This is a genomic window from Stenotrophomonas sp. STK17_22, from assembly GCF_051983905.1.
Lineage (GTDB): Bacteria > Pseudomonadota > Gammaproteobacteria > Xanthomonadales > Xanthomonadaceae > Stenotrophomonas > Stenotrophomonas maltophilia_A.
In genome coordinates, this window is record NZ_CP197010.1 from 4403945 (window position 1) to 4421422 (window position 17478).

Below are 17478 nucleotides of genomic sequence, written 5' to 3' on the forward strand. Positions count from 1 at the left end.
TGGATCTACCCGGAAAGCTCTCGTTGGAGCCGGTCATTGGACGGCACTGCGCCATCCACCGCGATTCACTCGCGCAGCATATCCACGAACGCACGCAGCGCACCGGGCATCTGCCGCTGCTTCGGGTAGTACAGCGCGAAGCCGGCGAACGGTTCGCTCCAGTCTTCCAGCACCGCCACCATCTGCCCCGATTCGATGTAGGGCCGCGCGGTGTCTTCCAGCACGTAGGCCAGGCCGATGCCATCGAGTACCGCGCCGACCACGGTGCCCTGCTCGCCCAGCGTCAGCCGTCCGGGCACGTCGATCTCCAGCGCCTGCCCACCGCGCTCGAACTGCCACTTGTACAGATGCCCGCTGGCGAAGCGGAAGCGGATGCATTCGTGCGCAGCGAGATCGCGCGGATGCTGTGGCGCGGGATGCCGCCGCAGGTAGTCCGGCGATCCGACAATCAGCCCGCGCAGTGGTGGCCCCATCGGCACTGCCACCATGTCCTCGGGTACGAACTCGTGCAGGCGCACGCCGGCGTCGTAGCCCTCGGCGACGATGTCGACCAGGCCGTCGTTCTCGGTCAGCTCCACCCGCACGTCGGGATGGGCGTGCAGGAAGCGCGCCAGCCGTGGTCCCAGCTGTGTCGCCACCGCCGCACGGGTGGCGTTGATGCGCAGCAGGCCAGCCGGTGCGGCGCGGAACTGGTTCATCTCCTCCAACGCATCGTGCACCTGCCCCAAGGCCGGCTGCAGGCGCTCCAGGAGACGCTGCCCGGCCTCGGTCAGGGCCACGCTGCGGGTGGTGCGATGGAACAGGCCCACGCCCAACCGTTCTTCCAGCGCGCGGATCGCATAACTCACCGCCGAGGTCGACAGCGCCAGCTCGGCGCCGGCACGGCGGAAGCTGCGGTGGCGGGCGACCGCGGCGAACGCGGCCAGGTGGGAGAGATTGTCAGTGGCCATGATTGTGCAGTTTCACTTGATGAATCATGCCGATATCCGGGCTTTCTGCCGCTGGGTACGGGGCGTATTGTAAAGCGCCTTTCGACAAACCCTGCCAAGGATTCCCCATGTCCCTCGCCCGTGGTTACGCCGCCCATTCACATACCGACCCGCTGATCCCCTACGAGTTCGAACGCCGCGCGGTCGGCCCGGACGATGTACGTATCGAGATCCTCTACAGCGGCATCTGCCACTCCGACCTGCACCAGGCCCGCGACGACTGGGGTGGCTCGATCTACCCGATGGTGCCGGGCCACGAGATCATTGGCCGCGTCACCGAGGTCGGCAGCAACGTCACCCGCTTCAAGGTGGGCGACCACGCCGGCGTGGGCTGCATGGTCGACTCATGCCGCCACTGCGACGCCTGCGAGCACGACCTGGAGCAGTACTGCGCCGAAGGCGCGACCTGGACCTACAACGGCCGTGAACGCGAAAGCGGCGCGCCGACCTACGGCGGCTATTCCGACCACGTGGTGGTCGAACAGCGCTTCGTGGTGAAGGTGTCCGAAACGCTGGATCTGAAGGCCGCCGCCCCGCTGCTGTGCGCCGGCATCACCACCTGGTCGCCGCTGCGCCACTGGAAGGTCGGCCCGGGCCAGAAGGTCGGCGTGATCGGCCTCGGTGGCCTCGGCCACATGGGCGTGAAGTTCGCCAAGGCCCTCGGCGCGCACGTGGTGATGATCACCACCACGCCGGAAAAGGGTGCCGATGCCAAGCGCCTGGGCGCCGATGAAGTGCTGGTCTCGCGCGATGCCGCGCAGATGAAGGCGCACGCCGGCAGCTTCGACTTCCTGCTCAACACTATTCCGGTTGGCCATGACACCAACCCGTACATGGTCCTGCTCAAGCGCGAGGCCACCATGTGCCTGGTCGGCGTGCTGACCGAACTGGATCCGCCGCTGACCGGCGGCAGCGTGATCTTCGGCCGCAAGCACCTGACAGGCTCGGCGATCGGCGGCATGGCCGAAACCCAGGAAATGATGGATTTCTGCGCCGAGCACGGCATCGTCAGCGACGTCGAGATGATCGACATCAAGAACGTCAACGAAGCCTGGGAGCGCATGGCGAAGAACGATGTGCGCTACCGCTTCGTGATCGACATGGCGACGATGAAGAACGCCGCCTGATCGATCGGCGACTGTGAACGAAGAACCCCGGCACTGCCGGGGTTTCTTGTTTGCGTTGCACGGCGCGTCCGCCGGGCCATGCCCGGCGAGCGAAGCGGTTGCCTCCCTCCTTGGGCATGACGAAGATCAAGGACCCGGCCAGCAGCCGGGCGCAGACTCGCTGCATGGCCCGCCTACCCTCCCCTGCGATGCTGATGCGCGCGCCGCACCGGCTGCTGTTCTTCATCGGCGCCAGCAACCTGCTGCTGGCAATGCTGTGGTGGGCGTTGTGGCTGGGCGCATTGCGCGGGTTGTGGACGCCGCAGCCACCGCCGCTGCCTCCGGCCTGGCTGCACGCGCTGCTGATGCAGTACCTGGTACTGCCCAGTTTCATCTTCGGCTTCCTGCTCACCGTGTTCCCGCGCTGGATGGCACAGCCGGAGCTGCCACGCAGCCGTTATGCGCCGGTCGGCATCGGCCTGTTTGGTGGGCAGGCGTTGCTGATTGCCGCCGCCTGCGGGTGGACACCCGGGCTGTGGCCCGGCCTGCTGCTGGCACTGGCCGGCTGGAGCGCCGGACTGATCGTGCTGGGACGCGTGCTCAAGGCCGCCGGTCCCAACCGCAATTGGCATGCGCGCGCCTGCTATGCCGCACTGCTGCTGGGCTGGCTGGGGCTGCTGCTGTTCATGGCGGTGGGGCGCGGCCACGCCACGCTGATGCCGGTCACGGTGGCACTCGGCACCTTCGGCCTGCTGCTGCCGGTCTACCTCACCGTCGCGCACCGGATGATCCCGTTCTTCGCCAACAACGTGGTCGATGGCTATGTGGCGTGGCGCCCGCTGCGCTGGTTGGCTGCGATGTGGGCGCTGCTGATGCTGCGCCTGCTGTTGAGCGCGTTGCAGATCGACCACCTGCTGTGGCTGGCCGATGGGCCGCTGCTGATGTTATCGCTGCAGGCGCTATGGCACTGGTGGCCACGCGGGCCGATGCCGGGCCTGCTTGCCGCCCTGTTCCTGGCACTGGCGTGGCTGCCGATCAGCTTCGCGTTGTATCTGCTGCAGGACATCGGCCAGATGCTGGGCCATCCGCAACTGCTCGGCCGCGCGCCGCTGCATGCCCTCGCCGTGGGCCTGTTCGGCAGCCTGCTGGTGGCGATGGTGACCCGGGTCACCCAGGGCCATTCCGGCCGACCGCTGGTGATGCCGGCAGTGGCCTGGTTTGCGTTCGTCGCGCTGCAGGCGGTGGCGATCATGCGCATCGCTGCCGAACTGATGCCCGACGCCTATGCGTGGCATTTCGCCGCAGCCATCGGCTGGTTGCTGGCCTTGGCACCGTGGGTGGCGCGGCTGGGCTGGATCTACCTGTGCCCACGGCGCGACGGCAAGCCGGGCTGACATCACCGCTGGGCATGGCACCATGGTGGGCATGTCCGATATCCCGTTCGATCCCACCGCAATCACCACCTTCGCCGATGGCGACCCTGAGGAGAATCCCTGGGTTCTCGGCGCGCCGCAGCCGGAAGCGCTGCAGGTGGTGCCCTGGTCCACGCTGTGGGCCGACCAGTTCGAGCAGCAGCGCACGCAGCTGCAGGCGACACTCGGCAACACCGCGCTGGGCATTGAACATGTCGGCTCCACCGCGGTGCCGGGCCTGCCGGCCAAACCGGTACTGGACATCGACCTGCTGGTTGCCGATCCCGCCGACGAAGCGGCCTGGCTGCCAGCGCTGCAGGCACTGGGCTACGTGCTTACCATCCGCGAACCCTCGTGGTACCAGCACCGCATGCTGCGACTGCACGTGCCGCGCGTGAACCTGCACGTGTTCGCACCTGGTTGCGCCGAGCACCTCCGCCACTGCTTGTTCCGCGATTGGCTGCGCAGCCATGAAGATGACCGCAGGCGCTATGCACAGGCCAAGCAGGCAGCACTGCAGGGCAATGCCAACGTGCAGGCCTACAACCGCAGCAAGCAGGATGTGGTTCGCGGCATCTACGCGCGCCTGTTCGCAGCGCGCGGGTGGTGACGCAACGGCAGGTGCCGGCCCCGGTTGGCACCCGCCGGAACAGTGTCAGTACGCGAACTCGCGGAACACCGGATCGACGTCGCCGTGCCAGCGGCCATGGAACAGCGCCAGCTTGCGTTCGGCCGGGGTCAGGCCGGACTCGACGATCTCCTGCAGCACGTCCAGGAACTTGCTCTCGTCCTGGCCGTCGGCATTGCGCGCCGCGCGGCGCTTGAGGCCTTCGACGGAAATCTTCACCGCTTCACGGGCCAGGTCGCGCACGCTGCCAGTGCGGAACGGCAGGTTCATCGCATGCTTCGGCACGCCATCGCGCAGTGCATGGCGCTCGGCCAGGGTGAAATCACGTACCAGGTCCCAGGCCGCATCCAGTGCGGTGTCGTCGTACAACAGGCCCACCCAGAATGCCGGCAGCGCACACAGGCGGCTCCACGGGCCACCGTCGGCACCGCGCATTTCCAGATACTTCTTCAGGCGCACTTCCGGGAACGCGGTGGTCATGTGGTCCGACCAGTCGCGCAGCGTCGGCAGCGCGCCCGGCAGCACCGGCAGCTTGGCCTGCATGAAATCGCGGAAGCTCTGCCCGCTGGCGTCGTGGTAGATGCCATCGCGGTAGGAGAAATACATCGGCACGTCGAGCAGGTAATCGACATAGCGCTCGTAACCGAAGCCATCCTCGAACACGAAGTCGAGCATGCCGGTGCGGTCGGCGTCGGTGTCGGTCCAGATGTGCGAGCGGTAGCTCAGGTAGCCGTTGGGCTTGCCTTCGGTGAACGGCGAATCGGCGAACAGCGCGGTGGCGATCGGCTGCAGCGCCAGCGACACGCGGAACTTCTTCACCATGTCCGCTTCGGTGGCGTAATCAAGGTTCACCTGCACCGTGCAGGTGCGGGTCATCATGTCCAGGCCCAGCGAGCCGACCTTGGGCATGTAGGCGCGCATGATCTTGTAGCGGCCCTTTGGCATCCACGGCATTTCATCGCGCTTCCACTTCGGCTGGAAGCCCATGCCGAGGAAGCCGAGCTGCAGCTCACCGGCCACCTGTGCCACTTCGTTGAGATGGGTGCCGGTCTCCACGCAGGTCTGGTGGATGGTCTCCAGCGCCGCTCCGGACAGTTCCAACTGACCGGCAGGTTCCAGCGTCACCGAGGCACCATCGCGCAGCAGGGCGATCGTGTTGCCGTTCTCCTGCACCGGCTCCCAGCCGAAGCGGACCAGGCCATTGAGCAGCGCTTCGATGCCGCGCTCGCCCTCGAAGGTCGGCGGGCGCAGGTCATCCAGGCGGAACCCGAACTTCTCGTGCTCGGTGCCGATGCGCCACTGCGCGCGGGGTTTCTCGCCGGAGGCGATCACCTCCACCAGCTGCGAGCGGTCGGTAATGGGTGTATCGGCGACGTGGCTGGGGCTCGACAAGGGGAAGGCTCGCTGGACAGTGGCGGGGGATGTGGGGCCCGGGGCCTTCCATCGCAAGGGCGCACTATAGCGTGGCGACCCGTTGCGTCATGCGACGGAGACGGTTTTCAGCATCCTACCGACGCCCTCTTGACCCTCGTACACTCGGGGCCATGAGCCGCCATTCACGACACCCCGAACTGCACCGCTCCGAGCGCGTCGGCTGGCTGCGTGCCGCCGTGCTGGGGGCCAACGATGGCATCGTCTCGGTGGCCGGCCTGGTGGTCGGCGTGGCCGCCAGCGGCGCCTCCGCAGCGACCATTCTGGCCACCGGCGTGGCTGGCACCGTGGCCGGCGCGATGTCGATGGCTGCTGGAGAGTATGTCTCCGTGCAGACCCAGGCCGACACCGAAGACGCCGACCTGGCGATGGAAAAGCGCGAACTGCACGAAGATCCGCACAGCGAGCTGGAAGAGCTGACCGCGATCTACCGCCACCGCGGCCTGGAGCCGGCGCTGGCGCGGCAGGTGGCCGAGCAGCTCACCGCCCACGACGCACTGGGCGCCCACGCCCGCGACGAGCTGGGCATCACCGATACCCTGCGCGCGCGCCCGCTGCAGGCAGCGCTGGCCTCGGCCGGCGCCTTCACCTGTGGTGCGGCACTGCCGGTGCTGACCGCGCTGCTCGCGCCGGTCGACAAGGTCGCGATGATGACCACCGCCAGCACCCTGCTCGGCCTGTGCCTGACCGGCGCGATGGCGGCCCAGGCCGGCGGCGCACCGCCGGTGCGCGGCGCGATCCGGGTGATGTTCTGGGGTGCGTTGGCGATGGCCGCGGCCGCCGGCGTCGGTCGCCTGCTCGGCGCACACGTAACATGACCGCCATGCTGCCCCCGGCCACCGCACTGCTGGCCGAGATGGCCAGTCTGGCGGGCTGTGAGCGCGCCGAAGGCTATGCCTGCATCACCGCCCGTCGCGAGCATGGCGCCAGCTCGGTGGAGATTCCGCAACCGCAGTTCGCGATCCTGCTGGAGGGCCGCAAGCAGGTGCGCACCGCGCACCAGTCGCTGGAATTCATCCCCGGCGACATCCTGCTGCTGACCCAGCGCTGCCGCATCGATGTGGTCAACACGCCCGACCCGGGGACCGGCCGCTACCTCAGTGCCATCGTGCCGCTGTGTGCCGAAGTGCTGGCGGCCGCACGCACGCTGTGGAGCGAGGACCTTCCCGCGCCGGGCCAGGCGATGGCACGTCTGCCGTTGATCGACCATGGCCCGGTGCTGCGCCAGTGGCGGCAATCGCTGCAGGACGGCCGCTACAGCGAGGCACGATTGGCGCTGGCCTCGCTGGTGCTGACCCTGTGCCGGCAGGGCCACGGCAACCTGCTGCTGCCGCAGGCGCCGAGCCTGGGCGAACAGATCCGCGACCGCATCGCCGCCGAACCGGCACGCGACTGGCAATCGCGTGATGTGGAAGAACAGTTCGCGCTGAGCGGTGCGACCCTGCGTCGTCGTCTCGCCGCCGAGGACACCAGCCTGCGCCAGCTGCTCACCGAGGCCAGGCTGGCGCATGGCATGCAGCTGCTCTACACCACGGACCTGCCATTGAAGACCGTCGCAGCACGCGCGGGCTACCGGTCTGCGGCGAGTTTCAGCAAGCGCTTCGCCGAGCAGTACGGACTGGCTCCCACAGACATTTGAGGGGGTTCGGCAGGGCTGCGCCCTGCACCCGCAGAGGCAACGGCAACGGCCGAAGCAACAGCAACAGCGGCTATCCGAGGGATGGCGGGGCGGTGTGGGTGGGCAGGACACGCCGTAAACCCATCCATGGGGGCTCGATGGCGCCATCCATGGCGCCAACGGTCCTGCCCACCCACACCGCCCCACCTCTGACAGATCTCCGCGGCTGTTGGTAGGTGTCGACCTTGGTCGACACATCTGTCAGATATCGAATGAGTCATCCACGCATGGCGTGGATCTACTGTATCGACCAAGGTCGACACCCACCGGGGCAATACGTCGTTCCAACAGATCGCGGAAAACTGTCGAAGGCGGGGTGGGTCCGGTTGCGGGGGCGTGAGCCGCATGGGCCCGAGGCATGCCTCGGGCGGGTTGGGTAGGACGCCCAACCCCGGTCTTGCCGTGTGCGCAGGACAGCGCACACGAGCAAGCGGCGACCGAGCTTACATGGATGTACTTGCAGCGTCCCCCGCAACCGGACCCACCCCGCCATCCCACAGGAAACCAGTTTTTGACGTTGCTTTGGCTGCGGCCGTTGCCTCTGCGGGTGCAGGGCGCAGCCCTGCAGACAACACCCCTTCCCTGAGCATTCCGCGTAGTGGTTTGAGCGCCGCACACACGTCGGCCACGGCACGCTATACGGCAACGGAACCACCCATCGTCCACCGAGAACCACCATGTCCCTGCGTCCCCTGCCGCTGCACGGCGCCCTGCTGCTGGCCCTGTCGTCCCTGCCGCTGTGCGCACTGGCCGAAGCCACCTCGCCCGCTCCCACCCAGCAGGTGCCCGGCGTCTATCACCAGCGCGTCGGTGCGCTGCAGGTCACCGCTCTGTTCGATGGCGTGGTCGCGCTGGGCCGGCAGGAAGTCGTGGACGTGCCGCCGACGCTGGTCAGCCGCCTGCTGGAAGGCCGTTACGTGCCCGAAGACAAGAAGGGCCTGCAGACCGCGATCAATGCTTTCCTGGTGCGCCAGGGCAACCACCTGACCCTGGTCGATACCGGTACCGCGCAGTGCTTCGGCCCCGGCCTGGGCCAGGTGCTGGGCAACCTGCGCGCCTCCGGCGTGGACCCGGCCGAGGTGGATGAGGTGCTGCTGACCCACGCCCATCCGGACCATCTGTGCGGCGTGCTCGACGCGCAGGGCAAGCCGGCCTACCCGAATGCCACGGTGTGGCTGTCCAAGGCCGATGCCGATTACTGGCTCAACCCGGCCAGCGAGGCCACCGCGCCGCAGGGCGTGCGTTTTGCCTTCCCGCTGGCGCGCAACGCGGTAGCGCCCTACCAGGCCAGCGGCCACCTGCGTACCTTCAACCCCGGCGATGCCCTGCCCGGTGGCGCGGTGGCGATGGACACCCATGGCCATACGCCCGGCCATGTCTCCTACCGGTTCGACAGCCAGGGCCAGTCACTGCTGGTGTGGGGCGATGTGCTGCACTTCCACGCAGTGCAGTTCGCGCACCCGGAGGCGGCCTTCGAGGCCGATTCGGACCGCAAGGCGGCCATCGCCAGCCGTCGCGGCCTGCTGCAGCAGGCCACCGCCAACGGTTGGTTGGTGGCCGGTGCGCACCTGCCGTTCCCCGGTCTGGGCCATGTGCGTGGCGAGGGCAAGGCCTATGCGTGGGTGCCGGCGGAGTATTCGCCGTTGTGAGGGTGTGCCGACCAAGGTCGGCACCCACCCGATCCGGTAGCGCCCGGCTGCCAGCCGGGCGACGGGGGAGCGCTTACTCCAACCCCAGCCAGCCGCCGATCACGCCGCGGGCTTCGTCCACACCGGTGCGGGCCGCGCCGGAGAACACCTGCACGCTGACCGTATCACCGAAGGAGGAGTGCAGTTCCTTGCGCACCTTCTGCAGGGTCTGCATCTGTTGGCTGCGGCTCAGCTTGTCGGCCTTGGTCAGCAACGCATGCGCCGGCAGGCCACGCTGCACGGCATAGGCCAGCATCTGCCGGTCGTAGTCCTTCAGCGGGTGGCGGATATCCATCACCACCACCAGGCCCCTCAGCGCATTGCGGGTGCGGAAGTAGCGGTCGATGAAGGCCTGCCAGTGCGCCTGCAGGTCCAGCGGCACCTTGGCGTAACCGTAACCGGGCAGATCGACCAGATGGGCTTCCGGGGTCACCTGGAAGAACACCAGCTGCTGGGTGCGGCCGGGGGTCTTGGAGACACGGGCCAGGCTGTTCTGCCGGGTCAATGCGTTGAGGGCACTGGACTTGCCGGCGTTGGAGCGGCCCGCAAAGGCCACTTCGGCCCCCTCATCGGGCGGCAGCTGCCCCATGTTGTGGGCAGAGAGGTGGTATTGAGCGCGTTCGATGAGCAATGACATGTGCATAGGATCGCATGTTGCGGCACCGCGCGCCCGGCCCAGGGCCCTCTGCCGGGAAAATGCTGCACTGCTGCGTTGACCGTGCGCGGAAACGGCGTTGATAATCCGGGCGATGCCGGCGGCCACCGCCCGGCCCGGTCCATACGGAGCTTTAGCATGCGCCACGCTCGCGTTCTTGCCGTATCCGCCCTTGCCACTGCCGTAGTTGTTGCCGCTGCTGCGTTCGCGCAGACCACGTTGACCCCGCTGCCCGACAACGGGCCGATCAACACCGCCTCGCTGGAGGTCGATTTCAGCAAGACCCACTGGGGCGATGCCAAGGCCGGCCAGACCAAGGCCTCGGCCTGCGCGGCCTGCCATGGCGCCGACGGCAATTCCACGGTGGAGATGTACCCGTCCATCGCCGGCCAGAGCGAACGCTACGTCGCCCAGCAGATGGCCCTGATCGCCAACGGGCAGCGCAGCTCCGGCGCGGCGGTGGCGATGGTGCCGTTCGTGCAGAACCTCACCCCGCAGGACATGCGCGACATCGGCGCGTTCTTCGCCACGCAGAAGGCCACTGCCGGCATCGCCGATGACACGGCGGTCACCGACGGCCCCTACAAGGGCATGAAGTTCTACGAGATCGGCCAGCAGCTGTACCGTGGCGGCGATGCCAAGCGTGGCCTGCCGGCCTGCATGGCCTGCCACGGCCCCAGTGGCGCCGGTAATCCGGGGCCGGCCTATCCGCACATCGGTGGCCAGCATGCCAGCTATGTCGCGCGCCGCCTGCAGGAATACCAGGCCGGCCAGACCAACGAGACCGACAAGGCGCACTTCCAGATCATGGCTGCGGTTGCGCAGAAGCTGAGCGAGCAGGAGGTGCAGGCGCTGTCGAGCTACCTGCAGGGCCTGCACAACAAGGCCGACGACGTGGCCGTTGCCACCGCGCCGGCACAACCGGCTGCCGCCCCCTGACCACCACTGGTCGGCCCGGGTCGCCACGCCGGCCCGCGGCTGCGGTATGTTTCCTTCACGCCGGCGACCGCGCCGGCGTTGCTTTTTTCAACGGAGATGCGTGTCGATGAGGTTGATTTCCCGCCTGCTGTTGTCTGTGCTGGTGCTGCTGCCGCTGGTAGCCTGCGCCGCCACCCCCGCCAATGCCCCGCTGGTCGAAGGCAAGGACTACGAGCGCATCGCCCAGCCGGGCCCGTTCCAGCCGCTGGCCGGCAAGATCGAGGTGGTCGAGGTCTTCGGCTACACCTGCCCGCACTGCGCCCGTTTCGAACCGCAGCTGGAAGCCTGGGCAGCCAAGCTGCCGGCCGATGTGCGCTTCACTCCGGTACCGGCAGCCTTCGGCGGCGCCTGGGATGCCTGGGCACTGGCCTACTACGCCGCCGACGAAGTCGGCGTGGCCAAGCGCAGCCATGCCGCCGTGTTCAAGGCCCTGCACCAGGACGGCTCGCTGCCGATGCAGAACGTCTCGGCCGATGAGCTCGCCACCTTCTACAAGGCCTACGGCGTGACCCCGGACCGTTACCTGCAGGCCCTGCGCGGCGATGCCGTACAGAAGAAGGTCGATGCCGCCCGCGCGTTCGCCCAGCGCACCAAGATCCCCGGGACCCCGGCGCTGATCATCAACGGCCAGTACCTGGTCCGTGGCGACAGCTTCGACGACCAGCTGCGCATCGCCTCGGCGCTGATCGCCCAGGCCCGCGCCGCCCGCGGCCGCTGAACCAACACCCACCACCGACACGGCGCTTTCGCCGCCGCGTGTCATCATTTCCCCCTGGCCGGCGCATGACGCCGGCCCCACCTTTCCAGATGCTGGAGACGTTTCCATGAAGACCCGTTACGCCCTCGCCCTCGCAGCGCTGCTGCCGATCCTGGCGGCCTGCAAGGCCGACGACGGCAGCACCAACACCACCGCGGCCCCGGCCGAACCGGCTGCAGCTCCGGCGACCACCGAACCGGCCGCTCCGGCCGCGGGTACCGAAGGCGCCGCCCCGGCCGCTGCCGAAGGCGAGAAGGACGCGGCTGAAGCCGCACCGGCCGCTGCACCGGCCCCGACCACCACCGCACTGACCGGCCCGGCCCCGGTGGAAGGCGCCGACTACCAGGTGATCCCGAACGGCCAGCCGTTCCAGCCGGCCGCCGGCAAGATCGAAGTGACCGAGATCTTCGGCTATGTCTGCCCGGCCTGCGCCGCGTTCCAGCCGCTGGTCGGCCCGTGGAAGGCCGGCCTGCCGAGCGACGTGAACTTCGTCTACGTGCCGGCCATGTTCGGCGGTACCTGGGACAACTACGCCCGTGCCTTCTACGCCGCGCAGACCCTGGGCGTGCAGGAGAAGACCCACGAAGCCCTGTACGCTGCCATCCATTCGCAGAAGACCCTGAAGGGCGAGCGCGGCACCGATTCGGTTGACGACATCGCCAAGTTCTACGGTGCCTACGGCGTGGATCCGAAGCAGTTCGCCGCCACCATGGGCAGCTTCGCGGTGAATGCCAAGACCAACTCGGCCAAGCAGTTCGCCCAGCGCAGCCAGATCAGCGGCACCCCGTCGATCATCGTCAACGGCAAGTACCTGGTGAAGGGCAAGAGCTTCCCGGACATGCTGCGCATTGCCGACCACCTGATCGCCCGCGAACGCGGTGCGGCCCAGGCTCACTGATCCAAGAGAAGCGTTTCCCGGCCGTGAATTCCCCCCGTACACGGACCCTGCGCTTGCTGACGGCCAACATCCAGGCCGGCTCAAGTACCCGCCGCTACAGCGACTATGTGACCCGCAGCTGGTCACATGCGCTGCCGGCGGGCCGCAAGCGCAGCAGCCTGGACGCGATCGCCACCCTGGCGCGCGAACATGACATCGTCGGCCTGCAGGAGGCCGACCCGGGCAGCCTGCGCTCGGGCTTCACCAACCAGACCCACTACCTGGCCCAGCGTGCCGGCTTCAACTACTGGAGCCACCAGCCGAACCGGCGCATGGGCGGGGTCGCCTCCAGCGCCAACGGCCTGCTGAGCAAGCTGGAACCGGTGGAAGTGCAGGATCACGCCCTGCCCGGCCGCATCGGCGGGCGCGGCGTGCTGCTGGCCAAGTTCGGCGACGGCGCCGATGGCCTGGCGGTAGCGGTAGCCCATCTGTCGCTGGGCGCGGGTTCGCGGATGTCGCAGCTGGGCTTCATCGCCGAGCTGCTGTCCGACCATCCCAATGCGGTGCTGATGGGCGACTTCAACTGCCTGGCCGAACGCCCGGAAATGCAGGTGCTGTACCAGAAGACCCGGCTGCAGCCCCCCGGCTGCATCGTGCCGACCTTCCCCAGTTGGCGCCCCGATCGCGCCATCGACCACATCCTGGTCAGCAGCGGCCTGCAGACCCGCACCGTGGAAGCCGTACCGGCCGCGTTCTCCGATCACCTCGCCCTGGCGATGCAGATCGACGTCCCGGCCGACGCCCTGCGCTGACCGCTCCTGGTGGGTGCCAACCTTGGTTGGCACGCTCTCCGCCGGGCATGGCCCGGCGCTACCCCGCCTGCACCACCGGCACCTTCAGCCGCCGCGCGGTCATCGTGCTGCCCACCGAGGCCAGCACCGTGCAGCCGATCGCCAGCCACTGCAATCCATGCAGGTGCTCGTGCAGCAGCAGCATCGCCCACAGCGCGGCCACTGCCGGCTCCATGCTGATCAGGATGCCGAAGGTCTCCTTGGGCAAGCGCTTGAGCGCCATCATCTCCAGCGACATCGGAATCGCGCTGGACACCAGCGCCACCAGCAGGCCCGCCGCCAGGATCTTCGGATCGAGCAGTGCGGTGCCGGCATGCACCACGCCCACCGGCACCACCACCAGCGATGCCGCCAGCAGCCCCAGCGACACCGAATGCCCGGCGTGCAGATGGCCGGCACGCTTGCCGAACACGATGTACAGGCCCCAGCACGCCGCCGCACCCATGGCATACAGCACGCCGGCCGGATCCAGCGCCGGGCCGCCACCGATCGGCAACAGCAACAGCAGCCCCACCGCCGCGCAGCCCACCCACAGGAAGTCGATCGGTCGTCGTGATGACAGCATCGCCACCGTCAGCGGCCCGGTGAACTCGATGGCCACCGCGATACCGAAGGGAATCGTGCGCAGGGCCATGTAGAACAGCAGGTTCATCAGGCCCAGGGTGAGCCCGTAGCGCAGGATGGTGATCGCATCCACGCGGCTGGTCTTCCAGCGCCATGGCCGCCAGAACAGCAGCAGCAACAGCGCCGAAAAGCCCACGCGCAGCGCGCTGGTGCCCTGGGCACCGATCAGCGGGAACAGGTGTTTTGCGTAGGAGGTGCCGATGGCCAGCGAGGTGACCGAGCCGAGCACCGCCAGCGCCGGCAACATCGGCGCGAATCGTGAAGTCTGCATGCGCAAAGTCTATTGCGCCGGTGCCGAGCACTTGGCTCAATTGACGGCCCGTTCGTGCAACTTCTGCTCGCCATGGCCACCGCCCCCGTGCTCGACAGCTTCGACCGCGCCATCCTCGACCTGCTGCAGCGGGACAACACCCTGCCGCAGCGCAAAATCGCCGAGGCCGTGCACCTGTCCACCCCGGCCGTGCAGCGCCGGATCAAGCGCCTGCAGGACAGCGGTGTGATCGCGGCCAATGTGGCCGTGGTCGCTGCGGCGAAGGTCGGACGACCGCTGACCATCATCGTCGAGGTGCGCGTGGTCAGCGAGCAGCGCGAACGCGTGGCGCCGTTCAAGCGTCGCGTGCAGGACGACCCGGCCGTGCAGCAGTGCTACTCGATCACCGGCGATGGCGATTTCCTGCTGCTGCTTTCGGCGGCGTCGATGGAGGAGTACGAGGCGATCACCGAGCGCTTGTTCGGTGGCGATGACAACATCGAGCGCTTCCGTACCTCGGTGGCACTGGGCACCTTGAAGCGGAGTTTCGAGGTCCCGCTGGCACCGGTTCTGTAGCGTCGAGCCATGCTCGACTGCGTTTTTACCGCAAAGCAACAGCCGTCGAGCATGGCTCGACGCTACAGTCGGAGACCATGAGCACTCCGTCCTCTCCTGCCGGTCGCCTGCGCCGCTGGCTGCTGCGCGGTCTGTGGCTGGCCATTGCCGTCGTTGCCGCGATGGCGCTGTGGAACAGTCCCTGGGCCGCCGCACCAAAGATGCTGTGGACACTCGCGCAGATGCCGCCGGCCACCGAACTCCCGGTGCCGGTGGAGGGTGTGCGCCCCCGCCAGATCGCCGATACCTTCGGCGCGCCGCGCGGCCGCGACCGCTCCCACGCCGGCATCGATATCTTCGCCCAGCGCGGCACGCCGGTGCGCAGCGTCACTGCCGGCGTCATCGCGGATGTCAGCGAACGCGGCCTCGGTGGTCGCCAGGTCTGGGTGATCGGGCCCGGGCGGGAACGCTACTACTACGCGCATCTGGAAGGCTGGGCCGAGGGCCTGGCGCGCGGCCAGGTGGTGCAGGCCGGTGACCTGCTCGGCCACGTGGGCGACAGCGGCAATGCCAAGGGCACGCCGCCGCATCTGCACTGGGGCATCTACGGCACGAACGGCCCCCGCAACCCGTTGCCGTTGCTGCGCTGATCGCCACGGCGCACCCGCGCACCGAACCGTTCATGATTTGTAAATAGGAATAGTTCGTATTACCATTTCTTTCGTTTCCGGTGGTGCCAGGACGGCCTGCCCGCCCTTCCCCTACCCGTAGCGCCTCGCCTCCTGGATGCCGGCCGAACGCGCGTGCTCGTCCAGGACCCCCATGACCCGTCCCGCCTTCCGTACCCTGCAGCCGCAGCGGCTGTCCGTTGCCGTGCTTGCCGTTCTCTGCGCCGTGGCCCCGGCCGCCTTCGCCGACACCGCCGCCGATCCGACCACGCTGGACAAGGTGGTGGTCAAGGGCGAACGTGCCGAAGGCTATTCGGTGCGCCGCACCTCGGCCGGTACCCGCTTCGATCTGGCACCGCGCGAGATCCCGCAGTCGGTCAGCATCATCAGCCACCAGCGCATCGAAGATCAGAAGCTGGACGACATCATCGACGTGCTGGCCAACACCACCGGCGTGACCAGCACCCAGTCCGACAGCGAGCGCACCGAGTTCTACGCGCGTGGCTTCTACATCGATGCCTACCAGTTCGATGGCCTGCCGACGCAGATGGTGCAGAACTGGAGCTACGGCGATTCCGGCCTCGATCTTGCGCTGTACGACCGCGTGGAAGTGGTACGCGGCGCTACCGGCCTGCTCAGCGGTGCCGGCAATCCGTCCGCCTCGGTGAACCTCATCCGCAAACACGCCGACAGCGCAGAACTGACCGGCAGCGTCTCGGTGAACGTCGGCAGTTGGGGCCGCACACGCACCACCGTGGACGTGGGCACCGCGCTGAACGCCAGTGGCACGGTGCGCGGCCGGGTGATCGGCAGCTACCTGGACACCGATGGTCAGATGGACCGCTACAACCAGCGCAAGACGCTGGGTTATGCCGTCATCGACGCCGACCTGACCCCGGACACGCAGCTCAGCGTGGGCTACGACTACCAGCAGAAGCGCGCCAACGGCGCGACCTGGGGCGGCTTCCCGATGTGGTACGCCGATGGCAGCCCGACCAACTATCCGACCTCGTTCAATCCGTCGCCGGACTGGACCTACTGGGACACCACCAGCAAGCGTGCGTTCGCCACCCTGCAGCATGCCTTCAGCAACGGCTGGAAGTTCAAGATCGGCGCCACCCACGACCGCACCAAGGCCGACGACAAGCTGTTCTATCCGGCCTACACCGCGTTCAACAAGACCACGGGCGCCGGCATCACGCCGATGGCCGGCTTCTACAATACCGAGCGCAAGGTTGATGGCATCGATGGCTACATCGATGGGCCGTTCCAGCTGTTCGGCCGCGAGCACCAGTTCATGGCCGGCCTGAGCTACAACAAGCGTGAGTTCGCCAACTATGGTGATTTCCAGCCTGACTTCAACGATCCGAATGCACAGTACCTGCCGCTGGCCAGCTACTTCGGCTGGACCGGTGATTTCCCGCAGCCGAACTGGCGACCGCTGAAGCTTGCCAGCCAGGGCACCATCACACAGAAGGCCGGCTATGCCGCCGCACGCCTGTCGCTGGCCGATCCGCTGAAGCTGATCATCGGTGCGCGCTACACCGACTGGAAGAGCGAAGACGAAGGCAACGACCGCTCGCACAAAGTGACCACGCCGTATGCCGGCCTGGTCTACGACATCAACGATACCTACTCCGCTTACGCCAGCTATACCGAGATCTTCCAGCCGCAGACGCTGCGCAACAAGCAGGGCAGCTACCTCGATCCGGTCGATGGCAAGAGCTACGAAGTCGGCGTCAAGGGCGCGTGGTTCGACAACCGGCTGAATGCATCCGTGGCAGTGTTCCGCATCGAGCAGGACAACGTTGGCCAGGCAACCATGGACAAGGTCGACGGGCAGTTGAACGAAACCGCCTACATCGCTGCACGTGGCACCGTCAGCCGTGGCTTCGAGTTCGAAGTGAATGGCGAACTGGCACCGGGCTGGAACGCGACCTTCGGTGCTTCACGTTACGTGGCCAAGGACATCAACGGCGCCGACATCAACACCAACCTGCCGCAGACCGCGCTGAAGCTGTTCACCAGCTACACCCCGCAATCGCTGCAGGAACTGACCGTCGGCGGCGGTGCCAACTGGCAGAACCGCATCTACTACGCTGCGCCGGTAGTGGGCCGTTTCGAACAGGAAGGCTACGCGCTGGTCAGTGCCTTCGTGCGCTACCGCATCTCGCCGGAGTTCAGCGTGCAGGCCAACCTCAACAACCTGCTGGACAAGAAGTACTACTCGCAGATCACCGGTTACGGTGCCTACGGCGACGGCCGCAATGGCTCGCTGACGTTCACCTGGGCGTTCTGATCCAACCGGCCTTGTAGCGTCGAGCCATGCTC

The 17478-nt window shown here is 67.5% G+C and carries 17 protein-coding genes; 13 read left to right on the forward strand and 4 right to left on the reverse strand.

The features are described from left to right. Positions 1 to 65: 65 nt before the first annotated feature. Complete coding sequence (locus tag ACSYS9_RS20535; protein WP_049400266.1) at positions 66 to 950, reverse strand: LysR family transcriptional regulator; 885 nt, start codon at positions 948 to 950, stop codon at positions 66 to 68. Positions 951 to 1057: 107 nt separating this feature from the next. Between ACSYS9_RS20535 and ACSYS9_RS20540 the strand changes: the two genes are divergently transcribed. The 3 genes from ACSYS9_RS20540 to ACSYS9_RS20550 all read left to right on the forward strand — a co-directional run bounded on the left by ACSYS9_RS20540 (position 1058) and on the right by ACSYS9_RS20550 (position 4117). Further along, positions 1058 to 2116: an NAD(P)-dependent alcohol dehydrogenase gene (locus ACSYS9_RS20540; RefSeq protein ID WP_071229530.1), complete on the forward strand. Its 1059-nt coding sequence runs from the start codon at positions 1058 to 1060 to the stop codon at positions 2114 to 2116. A 116-nt stretch (positions 2117 to 2232) separates the two neighbouring features. Further along, on the forward strand, positions 2233 to 3489 hold the full coding sequence (locus tag ACSYS9_RS20545; RefSeq protein WP_071229529.1) for an NnrS family protein: 1257 nt from the start codon (positions 2233 to 2235) through the stop codon (positions 3487 to 3489). A gap of 31 nt (positions 3490 to 3520) precedes the next feature. After that, entirely contained in the window at positions 3521 to 4117 is a 597-nt protein-coding gene (locus ACSYS9_RS20550; RefSeq protein WP_256201532.1) for a GrpB family protein, read from the forward strand. Between the two features lie 45 nt (positions 4118 to 4162). Here ACSYS9_RS20550 and ACSYS9_RS20555 read toward each other — a convergent pair whose 3' ends face one another. Further along, positions 4163 to 5527 (reverse strand): glutamate--cysteine ligase, encoded by a 1365-nt coding sequence (locus ACSYS9_RS20555; protein WP_032129893.1) that lies wholly within the window; start codon positions 5525 to 5527, stop codon positions 4163 to 4165. 152 nt (positions 5528 to 5679) lie between these two features. On the opposite strand from ACSYS9_RS20555, the gene ACSYS9_RS20560 reads away from it, so the two are divergent. From ACSYS9_RS20560 to ACSYS9_RS20570, 3 genes are all read left to right on the forward strand, one after another. Continuing rightward, positions 5680 to 6384 (forward strand): VIT1/CCC1 transporter family protein, encoded by a 705-nt coding sequence (locus ACSYS9_RS20560; RefSeq protein WP_049421856.1) that lies wholly within the window; start codon positions 5680 to 5682, stop codon positions 6382 to 6384. After that, positions 6381 to 7205 (forward strand): helix-turn-helix transcriptional regulator, encoded by an 825-nt coding sequence (locus ACSYS9_RS20565; protein WP_049400270.1) that lies wholly within the window; start codon positions 6381 to 6383, stop codon positions 7203 to 7205. Before ACSYS9_RS20560 ends, ACSYS9_RS20565 begins: the two co-directional genes overlap by 4 nt. A gap of 716 nt (positions 7206 to 7921) precedes the next feature. After that, positions 7922 to 8893, forward strand: a complete 972-nt coding sequence (locus ACSYS9_RS20570) for an MBL fold metallo-hydrolase (protein WP_071229527.1) — start codon at positions 7922 to 7924, stop codon at positions 8891 to 8893. Positions 8894 to 8966: 73 nt separating this feature from the next. Here ACSYS9_RS20570 and yihA read toward each other — a convergent pair whose 3' ends face one another. Continuing rightward, positions 8967 to 9569: a ribosome biogenesis GTP-binding protein YihA/YsxC gene (yihA, locus tag ACSYS9_RS20575; RefSeq protein ID WP_071229537.1), complete on the reverse strand. Its 603-nt coding sequence runs from the start codon at positions 9567 to 9569 to the stop codon at positions 8967 to 8969. A 156-nt stretch (positions 9570 to 9725) separates the two neighbouring features. Between yihA and ACSYS9_RS20580 the strand changes: the two genes are divergently transcribed. The 4 genes from ACSYS9_RS20580 (at position 9726) to ACSYS9_RS20595 (ending at position 13011) form a co-directional block, all read left to right on the forward strand. After that, positions 9726 to 10526 carry a c-type cytochrome gene (locus ACSYS9_RS20580; RefSeq protein WP_032128969.1) on the forward strand — a complete coding sequence of 267 codons (801 nt, stop codon included), beginning with the start codon at positions 9726 to 9728 and terminating at the stop codon, positions 10524 to 10526. A 106-nt stretch (positions 10527 to 10632) separates the two neighbouring features. Beyond that, positions 10633 to 11283 (forward strand): thiol:disulfide interchange protein DsbA/DsbL, encoded by a 651-nt coding sequence (locus tag ACSYS9_RS20585; RefSeq protein ID WP_032128968.1) that lies wholly within the window; start codon positions 10633 to 10635, stop codon positions 11281 to 11283. Positions 11284 to 11389: 106 nt separating this feature from the next. Next, complete coding sequence (locus ACSYS9_RS20590; RefSeq protein ID WP_071229526.1) at positions 11390 to 12220, forward strand: thiol:disulfide interchange protein DsbA/DsbL; 831 nt, start codon at positions 11390 to 11392, stop codon at positions 12218 to 12220. 53 nt (positions 12221 to 12273) lie between these two features. Then, positions 12274 to 13011, forward strand: a complete 738-nt coding sequence (locus tag ACSYS9_RS20595) for an endonuclease/exonuclease/phosphatase family protein (protein WP_005419292.1) — start codon at positions 12274 to 12276, stop codon at positions 13009 to 13011. Between the two features lie 58 nt (positions 13012 to 13069). Here ACSYS9_RS20595 and ACSYS9_RS20600 read toward each other — a convergent pair whose 3' ends face one another. Then, on the reverse strand, positions 13070 to 13945 hold the full coding sequence (locus ACSYS9_RS20600; protein ID WP_071229536.1) for an EamA family transporter: 876 nt from the start codon (positions 13943 to 13945) through the stop codon (positions 13070 to 13072). Between the two features lie 72 nt (positions 13946 to 14017). On the opposite strand from ACSYS9_RS20600, the gene ACSYS9_RS20605 reads away from it, so the two are divergent. From ACSYS9_RS20605 to fhuE, 3 genes are all read left to right on the forward strand, one after another. Beyond that, on the forward strand, positions 14018 to 14500 hold the full coding sequence (locus ACSYS9_RS20605; protein WP_071229525.1) for an Lrp/AsnC family transcriptional regulator: 483 nt from the start codon (positions 14018 to 14020) through the stop codon (positions 14498 to 14500). 77 nt (positions 14501 to 14577) lie between these two features. Then, complete coding sequence (locus tag ACSYS9_RS20610; RefSeq protein WP_071229523.1) at positions 14578 to 15129, forward strand: M23 family metallopeptidase; 552 nt, start codon at positions 14578 to 14580, stop codon at positions 15127 to 15129. A gap of 172 nt (positions 15130 to 15301) precedes the next feature. Then, the gene (gene fhuE, locus ACSYS9_RS20615) at positions 15302 to 17446 is read left to right on the forward strand and encodes a ferric-rhodotorulic acid/ferric-coprogen receptor FhuE (RefSeq protein ID WP_071229522.1); all 2145 of its coding nucleotides are present in this window, start codon (positions 15302 to 15304) and stop codon (positions 17444 to 17446) included. Positions 17447 to 17478: the final 32 nt, after the last annotated feature.